This window comes from Mesobacillus sp. AQ2 (assembly GCF_030122805.1).
GTDB classification, from domain to species: Bacteria; Bacillota; Bacilli; order Bacillales; family Cytobacillaceae; genus Mesobacillus; species Mesobacillus oceanisediminis_A.
The window spans coordinates 138,210-158,323 of record NZ_CP126080.1; the positions used below are offsets into that span (position 1 = coordinate 138,210).

Sequence of the window (20,114 nt, forward strand, 5' to 3'; positions counted from 1 at the left end):
CTCTCTGCTTCGGCAGAAAGTGCCGCCTTTTTAAAAAATAAGAGCGAATCTATGAATAAAGAAACACATTAGCGAAAAAAGTTTTTTAATGCTGTTGACATACCTTGCACTAAATGTTACTATTTCAAAGGTGCTCCTATTTACCGGTTACTTTGGAGGATATCGATGTCTTATGAAAAAGTAGCTCAAGCTAACAAGATTATAGTAGGATCAAAGCAAACAGTGAAAGCACTGAAGGCTGGCGAAGTAATCGAACTGGTCATTGCAAAGGATGCTGACACGAAAGTGACAGCGAATCTATTGCAAGCTGCCAGGGAAATGAACACCGCCATCACCTATGTCGACTCTATGAAAAAATTAGGGAAGGCATGCGGAATTGCCGTCGGCGCCTCAGCTGTAGCGATAACCAAGTAAAAACTGTTTTTGCAGTCAACTGCAAGAACTTTGTTTTTTGTAAAAAAATGAACCACCTGGATGTGTGGGCTTACACAAAATGTGAAGGGAGGAAAATGATCATGCCTACAATTAACCAATTAGTGCGCAAGCCACGTAGCTCAAAAGAGGAGAAGTCAAAATCTCCGGCGCTAAATAAAGGTTACAACAGCTTCAAAAAAGCACAAACTAACGTTTCATCTCCACAAAAGCGTGGTGTATGTACTCGTGTTGGTACTATGACTCCAAAGAAGCCGAACTCAGCGTTGCGTAAATACGCTCGTGTACGTTTGACTAACGGAATCGAGGTAACAGCTTATATCCCTGGTATCGGGCACAACCTTCAAGAGCACAGCGTTGTTCTTATCCGCGGAGGACGTGTAAAAGACTTACCGGGTGTGCGTTACCACATCGTTCGTGGTGCTCTTGATACTGCTGGTGTAAACAACCGTATGCAGGGCCGTTCTAAGTACGGTACTAAGAGACCAAAAGCAGCTAAGAAATAATAACCAAAACTATTAACCCTTTTTGAAAGGAGGAAATTACATGCCACGTAAAGGTCCAGTTGCAAAGAGAGACGTATTGCCGGATCCGATTTATAACTCAAAGCTTATCACTCGTTTGATCAACAAAATGATGATCGATGGCAAGAGAGGTAAATCACAAAAGATCCTTTATTCAGCTTTTGATATCATTCGTGAGCGTTCAGGCAAGGAGCCAATCGAAGTATTCGATGCAGCTCTTAAGAACATCATGCCTGTTCTAGAAGTAAAAGCACGCCGTGTAGGTGGAGCTAACTACCAAGTACCAGTTGAGGTGCGTGCAGACCGCCGTACAACTCTTGGTCTTCGCTGGTTGGTCAACTACTCACGTCTTCGTGGGGAAAAGACAATGGAAGAGCGTCTTGCTAACGAAATTCTTGACGCTGCTAACAACACTGGTGCTTCTGTTAAGAAGCGCGAAGATACACACAAAATGGCGGAAGCAAACAAAGCATTCGCTCACTATCGTTGGTAATCTTACCTTCAATCTAAAAACACTCATACTAGGAAGGAGAAAGACCAAATGGCAAGAGAGTTCTCCTTAGAAAAAACTCGTAATATTGGGATCATGGCTCACATTGATGCTGGTAAAACAACAACAACTGAGCGTGTTCTATATTATACAGGCCGTATTCATAAAATCGGCGAAACTCATGAAGGTGCTTCTCAAATGGACTGGATGGAGCAGGAACAAGAGCGTGGAATCACGATCACTTCTGCTGCAACTACAGCTTCTTGGAAAGAACACCGCGTTAACATCATCGACACACCAGGACACGTAGACTTCACTGTTGAAGTTGAACGTTCACTTCGTGTACTTGATGGTGCAGTAGCAGTACTTGACGCACAGTCAGGTGTTGAGCCTCAAACTGAAACAGTTTGGCGCCAGGCTACTACTTACGGAGTTCCACGTGTAGTATTCGTTAACAAAATGGATAAGCTAGGCGCGGACTTCCTATACTCTGTTTCAACTATCCATGATCGTCTTCAAGCGAATGCTCATCCAATCCAGCTTCCAATCGGAGCTGAAGATGAGTTTGAAGCAATCATCGACCTTGTTGAAATGAAAGCTATCTTCTACGGAAATGACCTAGGTACTGAAATTACTGAAGGTGAGATTCCTGAAGAATATAAAGCACAAGCTGAAGAATACCGTGAAAAGCTAATCGAAGCGGTAGCTGAGCTTGATGAAGAGTTAATGGAAAAATACCTTGGCGGAGAAGAGCTTACTATCGAAGAGATCAAAGCTGCTATCCGTAAAGGTACAACAAACGTTGAATTCTACCCAGTTATCTGTGGTTCAGCATTCAAAAACAAAGGTGTTCAGCTAATGCTTGACGCTGTTATCGACTACCTTCCATCTCCACTGGATGTACCAGCAATCAAAGGTACTCTGCCGGATTCTGATGAAGAAGTTGAGCGTCACTCTGACGACAACGAGCCATTCTCTGCTCTTGCGTTCAAAGTTATGACTGACCCTTATGTTGGTAAGTTAACGTTCTTCCGCGTATACTCTGGTACTCTTGAGTCTGGGTCATATGTACAGAACTCAACAAAAGGAAAGCGTGAGCGTATCGGACGTATCCTTCAGATGCACGCAAACAGCCGCCAGGAAATCTCAAAGGTTTTCGCCGGTGACATCGCTGCAGCTGTTGGTTTGAAAGATACTACTACTGGTGACACTCTATGTGATGAAAAGTCTCTAGTTATTCTTGAGTCCATGCAGTTCCCAGAACCAGTAATCCAGTTATCAGTTGAGCCTAAGTCAAAAGCTGACCAGGACAAAATGACAACTGCATTGCAAAAACTTCAAGAAGAAGATCCTACATTCCGCGCGCATACTGACCAGGAAACTGGACAGGTAATCATCGCTGGAATGGGTGAACTTCACCTTGATATCATCGTTGACCGTATGCGTCGTGAATTTAAAGTGGAAGCTAACGTTGGTGCACCTCAGGTTGCATACCGTGAAACTTTCCGCGAATCAGCTTCGGTTGAAGGTAAATTCGCTCGCCAATCCGGTGGACGTGGTCAATTCGGACACGTTTGGATTGAGTTCTCTCCAAACGAAGAAGGAAAAGGCATCGAATTCGAGAACGGTATCGTCGGTGGTGTTGTTCCACGTGAATACATCCCAGCGGTTCAAGCTGGTCTTGAAGACGCTCTCGATCGCGGAGTACTTGCAGGATATCCACTTGTTGACATCAAAGCAAGACTATTCGATGGTTCTTACCACGATGTTGACTCCTCTGAAATGGCGTTTAAAATCGCTGCTTCAATGGCACTTAAGAATGCGGCTTCCAAGTGTAAGCCAGTTATCCTTGAGCCAGTCATGAGGGTAGAAGTTGTAATTCCTGAAGAATACCTTGGAGATATCATGGGTATGATCACTGCTCGTCGCGGACGCGTCGAAGGTATGGATGCTCGTGGTAATGCACAAGTTGTTCGTGCGATGGTTCCACTATCAGAAATGTTCGGTTATGCAACTGCTCTTCGTTCAAGCACACAAGGACGCGGTGTATTCTCAATGCACTTCGACCACTACGAAGAAGTTCCTAAATCTGTTTCTGAAGAAATCATCAAAAAAAATAAAGGTGAATAATTGATTTTCATCTTTTAATCAAGTATAACTACTAATGTAAGCATACGCTGTGGGATAGGCTCGCCTATTTCACAGCACATTAAAATATACTTAATTTTCATATATCAAAGGAGGATTTTTCTAATGGGAAAAGCTAAATTCGATCGTTCTAAGCCACACGTTAACATTGGTACAATTGGTCACGTTGACCATGGTAAAACAACTCTAACAGCTGCTATCACTACTGTTCTTTCTAAAGTAGGCGGCGGTGAAGCACGCGGTTACGACCAAATCGACGCTGCTCCAGAAGAGCGCGAGCGTGGAATCACAATCTCAACTGCACACGTTGAGTACGAAACTGCAACTCGTCACTATGCACACGTTGACTGCCCAGGACACGCTGACTATGTTAAGAACATGATCACTGGTGCTGCACAAATGGACGGCGGTATCCTTGTAGTATCTGCTGCTGACGGCCCAATGCCACAAACTCGTGAGCACATCCTTCTTTCTCGTCAGGTAGGCGTACCTTACCTTGTTGTATTCATGAACAAGTGTGACATGGTTGACGACGAAGAACTTCTTGAACTAGTAGAAATGGAAGTACGTGACCTTCTTTCTGAATACGACTTCCCTGGCGATGACATCCCAGTTATCAAAGGTTCTGCTCTTAAAGCTCTTGAAGGAGCTCCGGAATGGGAAGAAAAAATCAACGAGCTTATGGCTGCAGTTGACGAGTACATCCCAACTCCAGAACGTGACACTGACAAGCCTTTCATGATGCCTGTTGAGGACGTATTCTCAATCACTGGCCGTGGAACAGTTGCTACTGGACGTGTTGAGCGTGGACAAGTTAAAGTCGGTGACGTTGTAGAAATCATCGGTATGACTGAAGAACCAAAATCAACTACTGTAACAGGTGTTGAAATGTTCCGTAAGCTTCTTGACTATGCAGAAGCTGGAGACAACATCGGTGCACTTCTTCGTGGGGTAGCTCGTGAAGATATCCAACGTGGTCAAGTACTTGCTAAGCCAGGTTCTGTTAAGCCACACACAAAGTTCAAAGCTGAAGTATACGTTCTTTCAAAAGAAGAAGGTGGACGTCACACTCCATTCTTCACTAACTACCGTCCACAGTTCTACTTCCGTACAACTGATGTAACTGGTATCTGTAACCTTCCTGAAGGCGTAGAAATGGTTATGCCTGGCGACAACATCGAAATGACTGTTGAACTAATCGCTCCAATCGCTATCGAAGAAGGAACTAAGTTCTCAATTCGTGAAGGCGGCCGTACTGTAGGCGCTGGCGTAGTTGCGACTATCCAAGAGTAATTTTAAATAGAAACAATGAAAGCAGCTGGGTGACGATCCAGCTGCTTTTTTATGTTGAAATCGGTCTATTATAAAACCAGGAGGTACATATCTCAAATCCTAAGTGTGACGTGGATGGGTTAAAAAAAAGATATTCTCCGCCCGAAATGAGAGGTCAGAAGAGAATACGGTCGCAGAAAGAGTGATTCTCCGCCCGAAATGAGAGGACAGAAGAGAATACGGTCGCAGAAAGAGTGATTCTTCGCCCGAAATGAGAGGACAGAAGAGAATACGGTCGCAGAAAGAGTGATTCTCCGTCCGCGACGTGAGAGGAGAAGAAACTGCGGTCGCAGAAATAGGGAGCATCATGTAATAGATAATCGCTGATGAATAGATTGCATAAAAGGTAATCGAATACCCGTATTAGGAGCGAAAGTAATATACTTCACTTTTTAAAAAAACACCGCTTTTATAAATACAACCGCTCAATAAGGAGCATCTCATTCTAGTTTCTTCTATATATATTCCACCAATCAAACAATAGGAATTATTTTCTCCACGTCCAAATAGTTAGAAATCTCTTTCCCCACTTGTAAAATACCAAAGTGCCCGCTATAATAGTAAAAGTGTGTTGAACATAATTAAAAAGCGGAATACTTCTTGCGTTTGGGTTATGTTTTATGTATAATAGACAATGTTGGTCTTTGACTGCGATGATGCGGAAGGTTGCTGACACACCCGGCCGCTTTGCCATGGCGAGTGTGTGGGAAATTTTCGCGGAGAATGTCTATTTTAAAATAGGCGAAAAGGAGGGAAAATAATGGCAAAACAAAAAATTCGTATCCGTTTGAAAGCTTATGATCACAGGATTCTTGATCAATCTGCAGAGAAAATTGTTGAAACTGCGAAACGTTCTGGTGCGGCAGTGTCTGGTCCAATCCCACTACCTACAGAAAAGTCCATTTACACAATTCTTCGTGCGGTGCACAAGTACAAGGATTCTCGTGAACAGTTCGAAATGCGTACGCATAAGCGTCTGATTGACATCATCAATCCGACTCCGCAAACGGTCGATTCACTAATGCGTTTAGACCTGCCATCAGGTGTAGATATCGAAATCAAACTTTAATCAATAAAACATTATAAATCACAGGAGGTGTGACTGAAATGACCAAAGGAATCTTAGGAAGAAAGATCGGTATGACTCAAGTATTTGCTGAAAACGGCGACCTTATCCCGGTAACTGTTGTAGAAGCTGCTCCAAACGTTGTTCTTCAAGTGAAATCTGCTGAAACAGATGGCTACGAAGCGATCCAGTTAGGTTTTGAAGACAAGCGCGAAAAGCTTTCCAACAAGCCTGAAAAAGGACACGTTGCAAAAGCAAACACTGCTCCTAAGCGCTTCGTTAAGGAATTCAATGGTGTCGAAGTAGCAGGATATGAAGTTGGTCAGGAAGTCAAAGTTGATATTTTCGCAGAAGGCGATATCGTAGATGTTACAGGAATCTCAAAGGGTAAAGGTTTCCAAGGTGCTATCAAGCGTCACGGACAATCTCGCGGACCAATGGCTCACGGTTCTCGTTACCACCGCCGCCCTGGTTCAATGGGTCCTGTTGCTCCAAACCGCGTATTCAAGGGTAAATTGCTACCTGGTCGCATGGGTGGAGAGCAGATCACTGTTCAAAACCTGCAAATCGTCAAAGTTGACGCTGAACGTAACCTCCTTTTAATCAAAGGAAACGTTCCAGGTGCTAGAAAAGCCCTTCTAAAAATCAAAACTGCTGTAAAAGCTAAGTAATTTTTACAGGAAAGGAGGAAACAAGAATGCCTAAAGTAGCATTATTCAACCAAGCTGGTTCACAAGTTGGAGAAATCGAACTTAACGATTCAGTATTTGGTATTGAGCCTAACAACCACGTAATGTTCGAAGCAGTCGTTATGCAGAGAGCTTCATTACGTCAGGGAACTCATAAAACAAAAATTCGTTCTGAAGTAGCGGGCGGTGGACGCAAACCATGGCGTCAAAAAGGTACTGGCCGTGCTCGTCAGGGATCTATCAGATCTCCACAATGGCGCGGAGGCGGTACTGTATTCGGACCAGTTCCACGCAGCTACAGCTATAAACTGCCTAAGAAAGTTCGTCGTTTGGCAATCAAATCTGCTTTATCATCAAAAGTGCAAGCTGAGAACATCCTTGTTCTTGAGAGCCTAGCTTTCGAAGCTCCAAAGACAAAGGAATTCAAGAGTGTACTAAATGGTCTTTCTGTTAACACGAAAGCATTGATCGTAACAGCAGGTCTTGAAGAAAACGTCGCACTATCTGCACGTAACATTCCTGGAGTAACTGTTGTTACTGCTGATGGAATCAACGTACTAGATGTTTTAAATCATGATAAGCTGATCATGACAAAAGCAGCTGTTGAAAAAGTAGAGGAGGTGCTTGCATAATGGATGCACGTGATATCATTAAGCGCCCCGTTATTACAGAACGTTCTTCAGATCTAATGGCTGAGAAGAAATACACTTTCGAAGTTGATACAAGAGCGAACAAGACACAAGTTAAAGATGCTATTCAAACTATTTTCGGCGTAAAAGTTGAAAAAGTTAACATCATGAACTACAAAGGTAAGTTCAAGCGTATGGGCAAGTTCGGCGGTTACACTAACAAGCGTCGTAAAGCTATCGTTAAGCTTACTCAAGACAGCAAAGAAATCGAATTCTTCGAAGTATAATAATTCAATAAGAAGAGGAGGGAAACGAAATGGCGATTAAAAAGTACAAACCTACCTCCAACGGTCGTCGTAATATGACAGCATCTGATTTTGCTGAAATTACAACTGACAAGCCGGAAAAATCCTTGCTTGCTCCGTTGCACAGAAAAGGCGGTCGTAACAACCAGGGTAAGTTAACTGTTCGTCATCAAGGTGGCGGCCATAAGCGTCAGTACAGAATCATCGATTTTAAACGTACAAAAGATGGCATTCCAGGACGCGTTGCCACAATTGAGTATGATCCAAACCGTTCAGCAAATATTGCGTTAATTAATTATGTAGATGGTGAAAAGAGATATATCCTAGCTCCTAAAAACCTAGTAGTAGGTATGGAAGTTATGTCTGGCCCAACAGCTGACATCAAGGTAGGTAACGCTCTTCCACTAGCTAACATTCCAGTTGGTACAGTCGTACACAACATCGAATTGAAGCCTGGCAAAGGCGGACAATTGGTTCGTTCTGCTGGAACTTCAGCACAGGTTCTTGGTAAAGAAGGTAAATATGTATTGATTCGTTTGAACTCAGGCGAAGTACGTATGGTCCTTGCTGAGTGCCGTGCAACTGTAGGTCAAGTCGGCAACGAACAGCACGAATTGATCAACATCGGTAAAGCAGGTCGTTCACGCTGGTTAGGCAAGCGCCCAACAGTACGTGGATCTGTAATGAACCCTAACGATCACCCACACGGTGGTGGTGAAGGACGTTCACCAATCGGACGTAAGTCTCCAATGTCACCATGGGGCAAACCAACTCTTGGTGCTAAGACTCGTAAGAAGAAGAACAAATCCGACAAGTTTATTGTACGTCGTCGTAAAAAATAACGGGATTGAGCTACGGTTCGCGGGAACCGTAGGGCAATCACGAAGGGAGGTTCAATCATGGGTCGCAGCTTAAAAAAAGGACCTTTTGTTGATGAGCACTTAATCACAAAGATCGAAAAGTTAAATGAAACTGAAGGCAAGAAAGTTGTTAAAACTTGGTCTCGCCGTTCTACGATCTTCCCACAATTCATCGGACACACGATTGCTGTCTACGATGGTCGCAAACATGTACCTGTTTATGTCACTGAAGACATGGTAGGCCACAAGCTTGGAGAATTCGCTCCAACTCGTACTTACAAAGGTCATGGTAATGACGATAAGAAAACAAGACGTTAATGAGAGGAGGGCATCCAAATGCAAGCTAAAGCTGTTGCAAGAACAGTTCGTATTGCTCCTCGTAAAGCTCGCTTAGTTCTAGATTTAATTCGAGGAAAGCAAGTTGGTGAAGCAGTTGCTATCTTAAACCTTACCCCAAAGGCAGCTTCTCCAATCGTAGAAAAAGTGTTGAAATCTGCATTAGCAAACGCAGAGCACAACTATGAGATGGATGTTAATAACCTTGTCGTATCCGAAGCTTACGCTAACGAAGGACCAACGTTGAAACGTTTCCGTCCACGTGCTATGGGCCGTGCAAGTGCAATTAACAAACGTACTAGCCACATTACAATCGTTTTATCAGAAAAGAAGGAGGGATAATCAGTGGGTCAAAAAGTAAATCCAGTCGGTTTGCGTGTCGGAATCATCCGTGATTGGGAATCAAAATGGTACGCAGGCAAAGACTACGCTGATCTTTTACACGAAGACCTTAAGGTTCGTGAGTACATCACTAAGCGTTTACGCGATGCTTCTCTTTCTAAAGTAGAAATCGAGCGTGCTGCAAACCGCTTGAATGTAACTGTTCACACTGCGAAGCCAGGAATGGTTATCGGTAAGGGTGGAACAGAAGTCGAAGCACTTCGTAAAGCGCTAAACGAACTAACAGGCAAACGTGTTCATATAAACATTCTTGAAATCAAAAAAGCTGATATCGATGCGAAATTGGTTGCTGAAAACATCGCACGCCAATTGGAAAACCGTGTATCTTTCCGCCGCGCACAGAAGCAAGTTATCCAACGTGCAATGCGTGCTGGCGCTAAAGGTATCAAGACAATGGTATCCGGCCGTCTTGGCGGTGCAGACATCGCTCGTTCAGAACATTACAGCGAAGGAACAGTTCCACTTCATACTCTTCGTGCCGATATCGATTATGCTACTGCTGAAGCAGATACAACTTACGGTAAGCTAGGCGTTAAAGTATGGATTTATCGTGGAGAGGTCCTTCCTACGAAGAAGAAAACTGAGGAAGGAGGCAAATAATATGTTATTGCCAAAACGCGTTAAATATCGCCGTCAACACCGTGGCAAGATGCGCGGTCAAGCTAAAGGCGGTACTGAAGTAAACTTCGGTGAATTCGGTTTGCAAGCTCTTGAAGCTTCTTGGATCACAAACCGCCAAATCGAATCTGCCCGTATTGCAATGACTCGTTACATGAAACGTGGCGGTAAAGTCTGGATCAAGATTTTCCCTCACAAGCCATATACTGCAAAGCCTCTAGAAGTCCGAATGGGTTCTGGTAAAGGTGCTCCTGAAGGTTGGGTAGCAGTTGTTAAACCAGGCAAAGTAATGTTCGAAGTTGCTGGCGTTTCTGAAGAGATCGCACGCGAAGCATTACGCCTTGCATCACACAAGCTTCCTGTAAAGTGCAAGTTTGTTAAACGAGAAGAAATTGGTGGTGAATCTAATGAAAGCTAATGAAATTCGTGACCTTACCACTGCTGAAATTGAACAAAAAGTTAAATCTTTAAAAGAAGAGCTATTCAACCTGCGCTTTCAATTAGCGACTGGACAACTTGAAAACACAGCTCGCATTCGTGAAGTACGCAAAGCGATTGCTCGCATGAAAACTGTAATTCGTGAAAGAGAAATCGGCGTTAACAGATAATTGAGAGGAGGTTCTCACAATGAGTGAACGCAACCAACGCAAAGTTTATACTGGACGCGTAGTATCTGACAAGATGGACAAAACTGTTACTGTTCTTGTTGAGACTTACAAAAAGCATCCTTTATACGGCAAGCGTGTAAAATACTCTAAGAAGTTCAAGGCTCATGATGAGCAAAACGAGGCAAAAATCGGCGATGTAGTTCGTATCATGGAAACTCGTCCGCTATCTGCCACAAAACGTTTCCGCCTTGTAGAAGTGGTGGAAAAAGCTGTTATTATCTAATTGTTCGGATTAAGGTTTATTCCGAAGGGAGGTTACTCGCATGATCCAACAGGAAACACGTTTAAAAGTTGCTGACAATTCAGGTGCTCGTGAAGTTCTTACTATTAAGGTTCTTGGCGGTTCCGGCCGTAAGACTGCTAATATTGGTGACGTCATCGTCTGCACAGTGAAACAAGCAACACCAGGTGGCGTTGTTAAAAAAGGTGACGTTGTCAGAGCAGTTATCGTTCGTACAAAAACTGGTATGCGCCGCACTGACGGTACTTACATTAAGTTTGACGAGAATGCTTGTGTAATCATCCGTGACGATAAGAGTCCTCGTGGTACTCGTATCTTCGGACCAGTTGCACGTGAGCTTCGTGACAACAACTTCATGAAGATCGTTTCATTAGCTCCAGAAGTACTATAATCTATTTCAAATGCCTTTAAGGAGGTGCACACAGATGCATGTAAAAAAAGGTGACAAAGTAATGGTCATCTCTGGTAAGGACAAAGGCAAAACAGGGATCATCCTTGAAGCTTATCCTAAGCAAAGCCGTGTTCTTGTAGAAGGAATCAACATCGTGAAAAAACACGCTAAACCTTCTCAAGTAAATCCACAAGGTGGAATCTTGAACCAGGAAGCACCTATCCATGTATCAAACGTAATGCCTGTAGATCCGAAATCCGGCAAGCCAACCCGAGTTGGATACACTGTCGAGGACGGCAAGAAGGTACGCGTTGCTAAAAAATCCGGTGAAGTTCTAGATAAATAGTCTATTGAAGAAGGGAGGTACAATCGATGAACCGCCTAAAAGAAAAGTTCAACAATGAAATTACTCCTGCTCTTATGAGCAAGTTTAACTATAAGTCAATTATGGAAGTTCCTAAACTTGAAAAGATCGTAATCAACATGGGTGTAGGTGACGCTGTTGCCAACGCTAAAGCTCTTGATGTTGCAGTTGAGGAATTGGCAACGATCACTGGTCAAAAGCCAGTTGTGACTCGTGCTAAGAAATCAATCGCTGGCTTCCGCCTTCGTGAAGGTATGCCAATCGGTGCGAAAGTAACTCTTCGCGGTGAGCGCATGTACGAATTCATCGACAAGTTAATTTCAGTATCTTTACCACGTGTACGTGACTTCCGCGGTATCTCCAAGAAGTCTTTCGACGGACGCGGTAACTACACACTTGGTGTTAAAGAACAGTTAATCTTCCCTGAAATTGATTACGATAAAGTAAACAAAGTACGTGGCATGGACATTGTTATTGTAACGACTGCTAACACTGATGAAGAAGCTCGTGAACTATTAACACAATTCGGAATGCCATTTCAAAAGTAATCTCTAATAAGAGGGAGGCGAAAACGTGGCTAAGAAATCAATGATTGCGAAACAAAAACGCACGCCTAAATACAAAGTACAAGAGTACACTCGCTGTGAGCGCTGCGGCCGTCCGCACTCTGTATACCGCAAATTTAAGCTTTGCCGTATTTGTTTCCGTGAATTAGCATACAAAGGACAAATTCCTGGTGTGAAAAAAGCTAGCTGGTAAAACTGAAAGCTCTGGAAGGAGGTAAATTAAATGGTCATGACAGATCCGATTGCAGATTTGCTAACTCGTATTCGTAACGCGAATATGGTTCGTCACGAAAAATTAGAAGTACCTGCTTCTAACATTAAAAAAGAAATCGCTGAGATCCTTAAGCGTGAAGGTTTCGTGCGTGACGTTGAATATATCGAAGACAATAAGCAAGGTATCATCCGTATCTTCTTGAAGTACGGTGCAAACAACGAGCGTGTTATCACTGGTCTTAAGAGAATCAGTAAGCCAGGACTTCGCGTTTATGCAAAATCAACTGAAGTACCTCGTGTACTTAACGGTTTAGGTATCGCACTAGTATCAACTTCAAACGGCGTTTTAACTGACAAAGAAGCTCGCGCTAAGCAAGTGGGCGGAGAAGTTTTAGCATACGTTTGGTAATAGATTTTTCTGAATGAATGGAGGTGCAACAAATGTCACGCGTAGGTAAAAAACCAATTGAAATTCCAGCTGGTGTTACTGTTACTCTTGATAACAATCACGTAACAGTAAAAGGACCAAAAGGTGAATTGTCTCGTACTTTTCACTCTGACATCGAAATCAAGGTCGAAGAGAACGTAGTCAACATTTCTCGTCCAACTGATAACAAAGAACATCGTGCATTGCACGGAACGACTCGTGCGGTTCTTGCTAACATGGTTGAGGGTGTATCTAAAGGATTCGAAAGAGGCCTTGAGCTAGTAGGTGTCGGTTACCGTGCTTCTAAGCAAGGTAACAAGCTTGTACTTAACGTAGGATACTCTCATCCGGTTGAAATCGAGGCAGAAAAAGGCCTTGAAATCGAAGTTCCTTCAAATACGAAGATCGTTATTAAAGGTACTGATAAAGAGCGTGTTGGCGCATTGGCTGCTAACATCCGTGACGTACGTCCACCAGAGCCTTACAAAGGCAAAGGTATTCGTTATGAAGGCGAATATGTACGCCGCAAAGAAGGTAAAACAGGTAAGTAATGCCGCATAGGTTAACGAAAGGAGTGACGTAAATGATTACGAAGGCTGATAAAAACGCTACTCGCCGTAAGAGACACGCTCGTGTCCGTGCGAAACTTAGCGGAACTGAAGCTCGTCCTCGTCTAAATGTGTTCCGTTCAAACAAGCACATTTATGCTCAATTAATCGACGATGTAAATGGAGTAACTCTAGCGAGTGCTTCTACTTTAGATAAAGAAGTGAACGTTGAAGGCAATAACCTGGAATCAGCAAAGCAAATCGGTGAATTAATCGCTAAGCGTGCTGTGGAAAAAGGTTATAAGTCAGTAGTATTTGACCGTGGCGGATACCTCTATCATGGCCGCATCCAGGCACTTGCTGATGCTGCCCGCGAAAACGGCTTAGAATTTTAATAGAAAAAGGAGGGACACAAAAAGATGCGTCGTATTGATCCAAACAAACTTGAACTTGAAGAACGCGTAGTTACGATTAACCGTGTTGCTAAAGTTGTTAAAGGTGGACGCCGTTTCCGTTTTTCTGCTCTAGTAGTAGTAGGAGATAAAAACGGTTATGTCGGCATGGGTACTGGTAAAGCACAAGAAGTACCTGAAGCGATTCGCAAAGCTATCGAAGATGCGAAGAAGAACCTAATCCAAGTACCTATGGTTGGTACTACAATTCCACACCAGGTTATCGGACACTTTGGTGCTGGTGAAATCCTTCTGAAGCCTGCTTCTGAAGGTACAGGAGTTATCGCTGGCGGACCAGTTCGTGCGGTACTAGAATTAGCAGGTGTTGCTGACATCCTGTCTAAGTCTCTAGGAACGAACACTCCAATCAACATGGTTCGTGCAACTCTTGAAGGTCTATCTCAACTTAAGCGTGCAGAGGAAGTAGCGAAACTTCGCGGTAAATCTGTGGAAGAACTGTTAGGATAAGGAGGGAAATCAAATGGCTAACAAATTAGAAATTACCCTCACTCGCAGTCTGATCGGCCGTCCGCAAGATCAGCGCGAAACAGTTAAGGCTCTTGGCTTACGTAAAATGAACCAAACAGTTGAGCAACAAGATAATGCAGCAATCCGCGGCATGATCAACAAAGTTTCTCACCTGGTTACAGTAACTGAAAAATAATTTTAACCTTTTTAAAATAAGGAGGTGCCAACATGAAACTTCATGAATTAAAGCCTGCAGAAGGTTCTCGTAAAGAACGTAAGCGTCTTGGACGCGGTATCGGTTCTGGTCAAGGTAAAACTGCTGGTAAAGGTCATAAAGGTCAAAACGCTCGTTCTGGCGGCGGTGTACGCCCTGGTTTTGAAGGTGGTCAAACTCCTTTATTCCGACGCTTGCCTAAACGCGGTTTCACGAACATCAACCGCAAAGAATACGCAGTCGTTAACCTTGATAGCCTGAACGTATTCGAAGATGGAACAGAAGTAACTCCAGAACTTCTAATCGAAACAGGTCTTGTCAAGAAGGAACTAGCAGGAGTTAAGATCCTTGCTAAGGGAAGCCTTGAGAAGAAATTGACTGTTAAAGCTCATAAGTTCTCCTCTGCAGCCGAGGAAGCGATCAAAGCTGCCGGCGGTCAAACTGAGGTGATTTAATGTTCCAGACAATCTCCAATTTTATGCGCGTGGGTGAAATTAGAAATAAAATTCTCTTCACCCTTTTAATGTTGATTGTATTTCGTCTTGGTTCATTTATTCCTGTACCGAACGTAAATGCAGATATTTTGAAAGCACAGGATGACATGAGTGTCTTCGGTGTGCTGAATACTTTTGGCGGCGGTGCGCTGCAGAACTTCTCCATCTTCGCGATGGGAATCATGCCGTACATCACTGCTTCAATCATCATCCAGCTTTTGCAGATGGATGTTGTGCCAAAGTTTACTGAATGGTCCAAACAAGGAGAAGTCGGACGCCGTAAATTAGCTCAGTTTACCCGCTATTTCACGATCGTTCTTGGTTTTATCCAGGCACTCGGTATGTCTTATGGCTTTAACAATATGGCAGGAGGATTATTGATCCAAAATGCCGGTATCACTTCTTACCTGATGATTGCCCTTGTTCTGACAGCTGGAACTGCATTCCTGATGTGGCTCGGTGAGCAGATCACGGCAAAAGGTGTAGGAAATGGTATTTCAATCATTATCTTTGCAGGTATTGCTGCCGGAATTCCGACAATGGTCAATCAGATTTATGCACAGCAGTTCTCTGATGCAGGCGACGCTCTGTTCCTGCGCATTGTGACTGTATTGCTGATTCTGATTGCTGTTATCGCAATCGTTGTGGGTGTTATTTTCATCCAGCAGGCAACACGTAAAATACCGATCCAGTACGCTAAACGCATGAGCGTAGGAAACAACGCGGTTGGCGGCCAGAACACTCACCTTCCTTTGAAAGTGAACGCTGCTGGTGTCATCCCGGTTATCTTCGCGATTTCGTTTGTCGTTACACCTCCGACAATCGCTCAGTTCTTCGGCACGAATGATGTGACACTCTGGATTCAGAAGACGTTTGATTACACACAGCCGATCGGTATGATCGTCTATGTGGCACTAATCATCGCGTTCACGTATTTCTATGCGTTCATCCAGGTCAATCCTGAACAAGTCGCCGAGAACCTGAAGAAGCAGGGTGGATATGTTCCTGGTATACGTCCAGGAAAAAACACACAGGAATACTTGACAAGGGTTCTTTATCGCCTGACTTTGGTTGGTGCGATTTTCCTTTCAGTAATCTCTGTGCTGCCAGTGTTTTTCATTAAATTCGCTGGTCTGCCTCAATCGGTTCAGATTGGCGGAACTAGCTTGCTGATCGTTGTCGGCGTTGCGCTTGAAACGATGAAGCAGCTTGAAGCTCAGCTTGTAAAACGCCATTATAAAGGCTTTATAAAATAAGATTTAGGGGACTTGTGTCCCTTGAATCTTTAATAGAGACTGAGGGGGGAAAACTTGTGAATTTGGTTCTGATGGGGCTTCCGGGTGCCGGTAAGGGCACGCAAGCCGATAAAATTGTTGGTAAATACAACATCCCTCATATCTCAACTGGAGATATGTTCCGTGCAGCTATCAAAGAAGGAACGGAACTTGGATTACAGGCAAAATCATTTATGGACAAGGGAGAGCTGGTTCCTGACGAAGTTACGATCGGGATTGTCCGTGAACGCTTAAGCAAAGAAGACTGTGAAAATGGATTCCTTCTTGATGGATTCCCGCGCACAGTTGCACAGGCTGAAGCACTGGACAGCATGCTTGCTGATCTTGGCAAAAAAATTGATTATGTCATCAACATTGATGTGGATCAGAGTATCCTCATGGAGCGTTTGACAGGACGCAGGATTTGTAAAAACTGTGGAGCGACATACCACCTTGTGTTCAATCCTCCTGCAAAGGAAGGCGTTTGTGACCGTTGTGGCGGCGAGCTTTACCAGCGCGCTGATGATAACGCAGAAACAGTTCAAAACCGTCTGGACGTTAACATCCAGCAAACAAAGCCTCTGTTGAACTTCTATGAAGATAAAGGTTACTTACGCAATATCAACGGTCAGCAGGACATTGATGTCGTTTTTGCTGATATCGAAGAATTGCTTGGGGGCTTAAATTAATGATCATATGCAAAACCCCTCGTGAAATAGAAATTATGCGGGAAGCAGGTCGCATTGTAGCGCTGACACACCAGGAGTTGAAAAAACACGTTGCTCCTGGCATTACAACCAAAGAGCTGGATGCCATTGCTGAGGATTTTATCCGCAAACAAGGTGCAACTCCTTCTTTTAAAGGTTATAATGGTTTTCGCGGCAGCATCTGTGCATCCGTTAATGAAGAACTAGTTCACGGGATACCTGGAAATCGGGTTCTTAAAGAAGGCGACATCATCAGCATTGACATCGGTGCAAAGTACAACGGATACCACGGGGACTCCGCCTGGACTTACCCGGTTGGAAAGGTTGATGAAGAAACCCAGCGTCTGTTGGACGTGACAGAAGAGTCATTGTTCACGGGCCTGAAAGAAGCTAAGCCAGGGGAACGTCTTTCGAACATCTCCCATGCAATTCAAACGTATGTGGAATCAGAAGGCTTTTCTATTGTTCGTGAGTATGTCGGCCATGGAATTGGGCAAGAATTGCATGAAGACCCGCAAATTCCTCATTACGGCCCTCCTAACAGAGGACCGAGGCTGAAGCCTGGAATGGTTCTATGCATAGAACCGATGGTGAATGCAGGAAGCCGCTATGTAAATACGTTAGCCGATAATTGGACTGTTGTAACGGTTGACGGTAAAATGTGTGCTCATTTTGAGCATACCATTGCGATCACTGAAACTGGTTTTGAGATCTTAACAAAAGCCTGATCACGGTGTTCAGCCGTCTGATTCTGTTTTTTAGTCTTTAAATAGGCAAAAATGATTTTTCTATGCGGACGGGAAGCCAGCTTTATGTTATAATCATAAGGTTGAATATTTTTCATCAATATTCTCGATTGGATGCCGTATCACAATAGAAAGTTCCATTCCGCGTAAGCGGGCTATGATTTAATACGAATTTGAATAAAGAAGGGAGACCAGTTTATGGCGAAAGATGATGTAATTGAAATTGAAGGCACAGTAATAGAAACTTTGCCGAATGCAATGTTTAAGGTAGAATTAGAGAATGGTCATACAGTGTTGGCTCATGTTTCCGGCAAAATCAGAATGCACTTCATTCGGATCCTGCCTGGAGATAAAGTAACAGTTGAGCTTTCTCCATATGATTTGACTCGCGGAAGAATTACTTACCGCTTTAAATAAACCGTGACTCCGTACTATCAAGGAGGTTAGAGTAATGAAAGTGAGACCATCTGTTAAGCCAATCTGTGAAAAGTGCAAAGTTATCCGCAGAAAAGGCAAAGTAATGGTGATCTGTGAAAACCCTAAACATAAACAAAAACAAGGTTAATATTAAAGGAGGTGCGCATCTAGATGGCACGTATTGCTGGTGTAGATATTCCACGTGAAAAGCGTGTAGTTATTGCTTTAACATATATTTTCGGAATCGGCAGATCAACTGCTGAGAAAGTTCTTGCTGAGGCTGGTGTTTCTGAAGAAACTCGCGTTCGCGACCTTACTGAAGAAGAACTTAACAAAATCCGTGATATCATCGACAAGTTAAAGGTTGAAGGTGACCTTCGCCGTGAAGTTTCACTAAACATCAAGCGTCTAATGGAGATCGGTTCATACCGTGGCTTGCGTCATCGTCGTGGATTGCCTGTTCGCGGACAAAACACGAAGAACAACGCACGTACTCGTAAAGGTCCTCGTAAGACTGTAGCTAACAAGAAAAAATAATCCGTAAAGGAGGGTAACATTTAAATGGCTCGTAAAACTAATACACGCAAACGCCGCGTCAAAAAGAATATTGAAAGTGGAGTTGCGCATATTCGTTCAACTTTCAACAACACTATCGTAACAATTACAGACGTACATGGTAACGCATTATCATGGTCTAGTGCAGGTGCGCTTGGTTTCAAGGGTTCACGTAAATCCACTCCATTCGCAGCACAAATGGCAGCAGAAACTGCAGCTAAGACTTCTATGGAACATGGTCTGAAAACTCTTGAGGTTACTGTTAAAGGACCAGGTGCTGGCCGTGAAGCAGCAATCCGTGCTCTTCAAGCAGCAGGTCTTGAAGTAACTGCGATCAAAGACGTTACTCCAGTTCCACATAACGGCTGCCGCCCGCCAAAACGTCGCCGTGTTTAATTTTTCTGTATAGAATTTGTACTCCTGTCTATAATGGGATATGATACAAATATTTTCTAGGTATACAGAAATCATTAATCCAGTTGTTGTGCACAAACGGGAACGTATACATGGGGGAATTTCGGTAAGGGAAAAAACCTGCCGGGGTTTCGACGTTTTGAAGGAGGGTATATTTGATGATCGAAATAGAAAAACCAAAAATCGAAACGGTTGAGATCAGCGATGATGCCAAGTACGGCAAGTTTGTCGTAGAACCGCTTGAGCGTGGATATGGTACAACTTTGGGTAACTCCTTACGTCGTATCCTATTATCCTCACTCCCAGGTGCAGCTGTCACATCGATTCAAATCGATGGAGTACTTCATGAGTTCTCAACAATTGAAGGCGTCGTAGAAGATGTAACATCAATCATTTTAAACGTTAAGAAATTAGCGTTGAAGATCTACTCTGATGAAGAGAAGACACTTGAAATCGATGTACAGGGCGAGGGTCCAGTCACTGCAGCATCCATCACGCATGACAGTGATGTCGAAGTCCTTAATCCGGATCTTCACATTGCTACTCTATCAAGCAAAGGCTCATTGCGTATGCGCCTGAATGCAAGAAGAGGACGCGGATACAATCCTGCTGACCAGAACAAGCGTGAAGACCAGCCGATCGGTGTCATTCCAATCGACTCTATCTACACACCGGTTTCACGAGTATCTTATCAAGTAGAAAATACACGCGTAGGGCAAATGACGAATTATGACAAGCTGGTATTTGACGTATGGACAGATGGCAGCACTGGTCCTAAGGAAGCTATTGCACTAGGTTCAAAGATCCTGACTGAGCACTTGAACATTTTTGTCGGTCTGACTGACGAAGCTCAAAATGCTGAGATCATGGTAGAGAAAGAAGAAGACCAAAAAGAAAAAGTCCTTGAGATGACGATTGAGGAACTTGATCTTTCTGTTCGTTCATATAACTGCTTAAAGCGTGCTGGTATCAACACTGTCCAGGAGCTTGCTCACAAGACAGAAGAAGATATGATGAAAGTGCGTAACCTTGGCAGAAAATCACTAGAAGAAGTGAAAGCAAAACTAGAAGAGCTAGGCTTAGGCTTACGCAAAGATGACTAGTTATTGATTAACTAGGCATTT

Annotated in this window: 34 protein-coding genes; all 34 read left to right on the forward strand. The window is 43.6% G+C overall.

Features of this window, described 5'->3' with window-relative positions; genetic code table 11:
* Positions 1–165: 165 nt before the first annotated feature.
* The 34 genes from QNH36_RS00690 (at position 166) to QNH36_RS00855 (ending at position 20,093) form a co-directional block, all read left to right on the forward strand.
* Positions 166–414, forward strand: coding sequence for a 50S ribosomal protein L7ae-like protein (locus QNH36_RS00690; RefSeq protein WP_144481265.1), 249 nt, complete (start codon positions 166–168; stop codon positions 412–414).
* A gap of 101 nt (positions 415–515) precedes the next feature.
* The gene (gene rpsL / locus QNH36_RS00695; protein WP_023626436.1) at positions 516–938 is read left to right on the forward strand and encodes a 30S ribosomal protein S12; all 423 of its coding nucleotides are present in this window, start codon (positions 516–518) and stop codon (positions 936–938) included.
* A 40-nt stretch (positions 939–978) separates the two neighbouring features.
* Complete coding sequence (rpsG, locus tag QNH36_RS00700; RefSeq protein WP_023626435.1) at positions 979–1,449, forward strand: 30S ribosomal protein S7; 471 nt, start codon at positions 979–981, stop codon at positions 1,447–1,449.
* A gap of 48 nt (positions 1,450–1,497) precedes the next feature.
* On the forward strand, positions 1,498–3,576 hold the full coding sequence (gene fusA, locus QNH36_RS00705) for an elongation factor G (RefSeq protein WP_283904460.1): 2,079 nt from the start codon (positions 1,498–1,500) through the stop codon (positions 3,574–3,576).
* Between the two features lie 123 nt (positions 3,577–3,699).
* A complete protein-coding gene (gene tuf, locus QNH36_RS00710; protein ID WP_144481263.1) occupies positions 3,700–4,887 on the forward strand; it encodes an elongation factor Tu in 1,188 nt (395 codons plus the stop codon).
* A 799-nt stretch (positions 4,888–5,686) separates the two neighbouring features.
* On the forward strand, positions 5,687–5,995 hold the full coding sequence (gene rpsJ / locus QNH36_RS00715) for a 30S ribosomal protein S10 (RefSeq protein ID WP_009791329.1): 309 nt from the start codon (positions 5,687–5,689) through the stop codon (positions 5,993–5,995).
* Between the two features lie 38 nt (positions 5,996–6,033).
* Positions 6,034–6,663: a 50S ribosomal protein L3 gene (gene rplC, locus QNH36_RS00720; RefSeq protein ID WP_144481262.1), complete on the forward strand. Its 630-nt coding sequence runs from the start codon at positions 6,034–6,036 to the stop codon at positions 6,661–6,663.
* 26 nt (positions 6,664–6,689) lie between these two features.
* On the forward strand, positions 6,690–7,313 hold the full coding sequence (gene rplD, locus QNH36_RS00725; protein WP_283904461.1) for a 50S ribosomal protein L4: 624 nt from the start codon (positions 6,690–6,692) through the stop codon (positions 7,311–7,313).
* Positions 7,313–7,597, forward strand: a complete 285-nt coding sequence (rplW, locus tag QNH36_RS00730) for a 50S ribosomal protein L23 (protein WP_144481260.1) — start codon at positions 7,313–7,315, stop codon at positions 7,595–7,597. Before rplD ends, rplW begins: the two co-directional genes overlap by 1 nt.
* Positions 7,598–7,626: 29 nt before the next feature.
* Positions 7,627–8,457, forward strand: coding sequence for a 50S ribosomal protein L2 (gene rplB / locus QNH36_RS00735; protein WP_144481259.1), 831 nt, complete (start codon positions 7,627–7,629; stop codon positions 8,455–8,457).
* Between the two features lie 57 nt (positions 8,458–8,514).
* The gene (gene rpsS, locus QNH36_RS00740; RefSeq protein ID WP_044393904.1) at positions 8,515–8,793 is read left to right on the forward strand and encodes a 30S ribosomal protein S19; all 279 of its coding nucleotides are present in this window, start codon (positions 8,515–8,517) and stop codon (positions 8,791–8,793) included.
* A gap of 18 nt (positions 8,794–8,811) precedes the next feature.
* A complete protein-coding gene (rplV, locus tag QNH36_RS00745) occupies positions 8,812–9,153 on the forward strand; it encodes a 50S ribosomal protein L22 (RefSeq protein ID WP_079504264.1) in 342 nt (113 codons plus the stop codon).
* A 3-nt stretch (positions 9,154–9,156) separates the two neighbouring features.
* Complete coding sequence (rpsC, locus tag QNH36_RS00750) at positions 9,157–9,813, forward strand: 30S ribosomal protein S3 (protein WP_144481258.1); 657 nt, start codon at positions 9,157–9,159, stop codon at positions 9,811–9,813.
* 1 nt (position 9,814) lies between these two features.
* Complete coding sequence (gene rplP, locus QNH36_RS00755) at positions 9,815–10,249, forward strand: 50S ribosomal protein L16 (protein ID WP_102264859.1); 435 nt, start codon at positions 9,815–9,817, stop codon at positions 10,247–10,249.
* The gene (rpmC, locus tag QNH36_RS00760) at positions 10,239–10,439 is read left to right on the forward strand and encodes a 50S ribosomal protein L29 (protein WP_079504261.1); all 201 of its coding nucleotides are present in this window, start codon (positions 10,239–10,241) and stop codon (positions 10,437–10,439) included. The genes rplP and rpmC overlap by 11 nt, the downstream gene beginning before the upstream one ends.
* Positions 10,440–10,458: 19 nt before the next feature.
* A complete protein-coding gene (rpsQ, locus tag QNH36_RS00765; protein WP_023626421.1) occupies positions 10,459–10,722 on the forward strand; it encodes a 30S ribosomal protein S17 in 264 nt (87 codons plus the stop codon).
* Positions 10,723–10,762: 40 nt separating this feature from the next.
* Positions 10,763–11,131 carry a 50S ribosomal protein L14 gene (gene rplN / locus QNH36_RS00770; protein WP_044393899.1) on the forward strand — a complete coding sequence of 123 codons (369 nt, stop codon included), beginning with the start codon at positions 10,763–10,765 and terminating at the stop codon, positions 11,129–11,131.
* 34 nt (positions 11,132–11,165) lie between these two features.
* Positions 11,166–11,477, forward strand: a complete 312-nt coding sequence (gene rplX, locus QNH36_RS00775) for a 50S ribosomal protein L24 (RefSeq protein ID WP_283904462.1) — start codon at positions 11,166–11,168, stop codon at positions 11,475–11,477.
* A 26-nt stretch (positions 11,478–11,503) separates the two neighbouring features.
* Positions 11,504–12,043 (forward strand): 50S ribosomal protein L5, encoded by a 540-nt coding sequence (rplE, locus tag QNH36_RS00780; protein WP_041966519.1) that lies wholly within the window; start codon positions 11,504–11,506, stop codon positions 12,041–12,043.
* Between the two features lie 25 nt (positions 12,044–12,068).
* The gene (gene rpsN / locus QNH36_RS00785; RefSeq protein ID WP_009499044.1) at positions 12,069–12,254 is read left to right on the forward strand and encodes a 30S ribosomal protein S14; all 186 of its coding nucleotides are present in this window, start codon (positions 12,069–12,071) and stop codon (positions 12,252–12,254) included.
* Between the two features lie 30 nt (positions 12,255–12,284).
* A complete protein-coding gene (gene rpsH, locus QNH36_RS00790; protein WP_023626417.1) occupies positions 12,285–12,683 on the forward strand; it encodes a 30S ribosomal protein S8 in 399 nt (132 codons plus the stop codon).
* 32 nt (positions 12,684–12,715) lie between these two features.
* The gene (gene rplF, locus QNH36_RS00795) at positions 12,716–13,252 is read left to right on the forward strand and encodes a 50S ribosomal protein L6 (protein WP_144481256.1); all 537 of its coding nucleotides are present in this window, start codon (positions 12,716–12,718) and stop codon (positions 13,250–13,252) included.
* A 32-nt stretch (positions 13,253–13,284) separates the two neighbouring features.
* On the forward strand, positions 13,285–13,644 hold the full coding sequence (rplR, locus tag QNH36_RS00800) for a 50S ribosomal protein L18 (RefSeq protein ID WP_144481255.1): 360 nt from the start codon (positions 13,285–13,287) through the stop codon (positions 13,642–13,644).
* A gap of 24 nt (positions 13,645–13,668) precedes the next feature.
* On the forward strand, positions 13,669–14,169 hold the full coding sequence (gene rpsE / locus QNH36_RS00805; RefSeq protein ID WP_283904463.1) for a 30S ribosomal protein S5: 501 nt from the start codon (positions 13,669–13,671) through the stop codon (positions 14,167–14,169).
* Between the two features lie 13 nt (positions 14,170–14,182).
* Positions 14,183–14,365 carry a 50S ribosomal protein L30 gene (gene rpmD / locus QNH36_RS00810; RefSeq protein ID WP_079504252.1) on the forward strand — a complete coding sequence of 61 codons (183 nt, stop codon included), beginning with the start codon at positions 14,183–14,185 and terminating at the stop codon, positions 14,363–14,365.
* Between the two features lie 32 nt (positions 14,366–14,397).
* The gene (gene rplO / locus QNH36_RS00815; protein ID WP_144481253.1) at positions 14,398–14,838 is read left to right on the forward strand and encodes a 50S ribosomal protein L15; all 441 of its coding nucleotides are present in this window, start codon (positions 14,398–14,400) and stop codon (positions 14,836–14,838) included.
* Entirely contained in the window at positions 14,838–16,133 is a 1,296-nt protein-coding gene (gene secY / locus QNH36_RS00820; RefSeq protein ID WP_144481252.1) for a preprotein translocase subunit SecY, read from the forward strand. Before rplO ends, secY begins: the two co-directional genes overlap by 1 nt.
* Before the next feature lie 56 nt (positions 16,134–16,189).
* Positions 16,190–16,840, forward strand: a complete 651-nt coding sequence (locus QNH36_RS00825; RefSeq protein ID WP_144481251.1) for an adenylate kinase — start codon at positions 16,190–16,192, stop codon at positions 16,838–16,840.
* Positions 16,840–17,586, forward strand: coding sequence for a type I methionyl aminopeptidase (gene map, locus QNH36_RS00830; RefSeq protein WP_251544832.1), 747 nt, complete (start codon positions 16,840–16,842; stop codon positions 17,584–17,586). Before QNH36_RS00825 ends, map begins: the two co-directional genes overlap by 1 nt.
* 216 nt (positions 17,587–17,802) lie before the next feature.
* Entirely contained in the window at positions 17,803–18,021 is a 219-nt protein-coding gene (infA, locus tag QNH36_RS00835; RefSeq protein WP_009791305.1) for a translation initiation factor IF-1, read from the forward strand.
* A 34-nt stretch (positions 18,022–18,055) separates the two neighbouring features.
* Positions 18,056–18,169, forward strand: coding sequence for a 50S ribosomal protein L36 (gene rpmJ / locus QNH36_RS00840; protein ID WP_003156543.1), 114 nt, complete (start codon positions 18,056–18,058; stop codon positions 18,167–18,169).
* A 23-nt stretch (positions 18,170–18,192) separates the two neighbouring features.
* On the forward strand, positions 18,193–18,558 hold the full coding sequence (gene rpsM, locus QNH36_RS00845) for a 30S ribosomal protein S13 (RefSeq protein ID WP_144481249.1): 366 nt from the start codon (positions 18,193–18,195) through the stop codon (positions 18,556–18,558).
* Positions 18,559–18,582: 24 nt separating this feature from the next.
* The gene (rpsK, locus tag QNH36_RS00850) at positions 18,583–18,972 is read left to right on the forward strand and encodes a 30S ribosomal protein S11 (RefSeq protein WP_023626407.1); all 390 of its coding nucleotides are present in this window, start codon (positions 18,583–18,585) and stop codon (positions 18,970–18,972) included.
* Between the two features lie 176 nt (positions 18,973–19,148).
* Positions 19,149–20,093 (forward strand): DNA-directed RNA polymerase subunit alpha, encoded by a 945-nt coding sequence (locus QNH36_RS00855; RefSeq protein ID WP_144481248.1) that lies wholly within the window; start codon positions 19,149–19,151, stop codon positions 20,091–20,093.
* Positions 20,094–20,114: the final 21 nt, after the last annotated feature.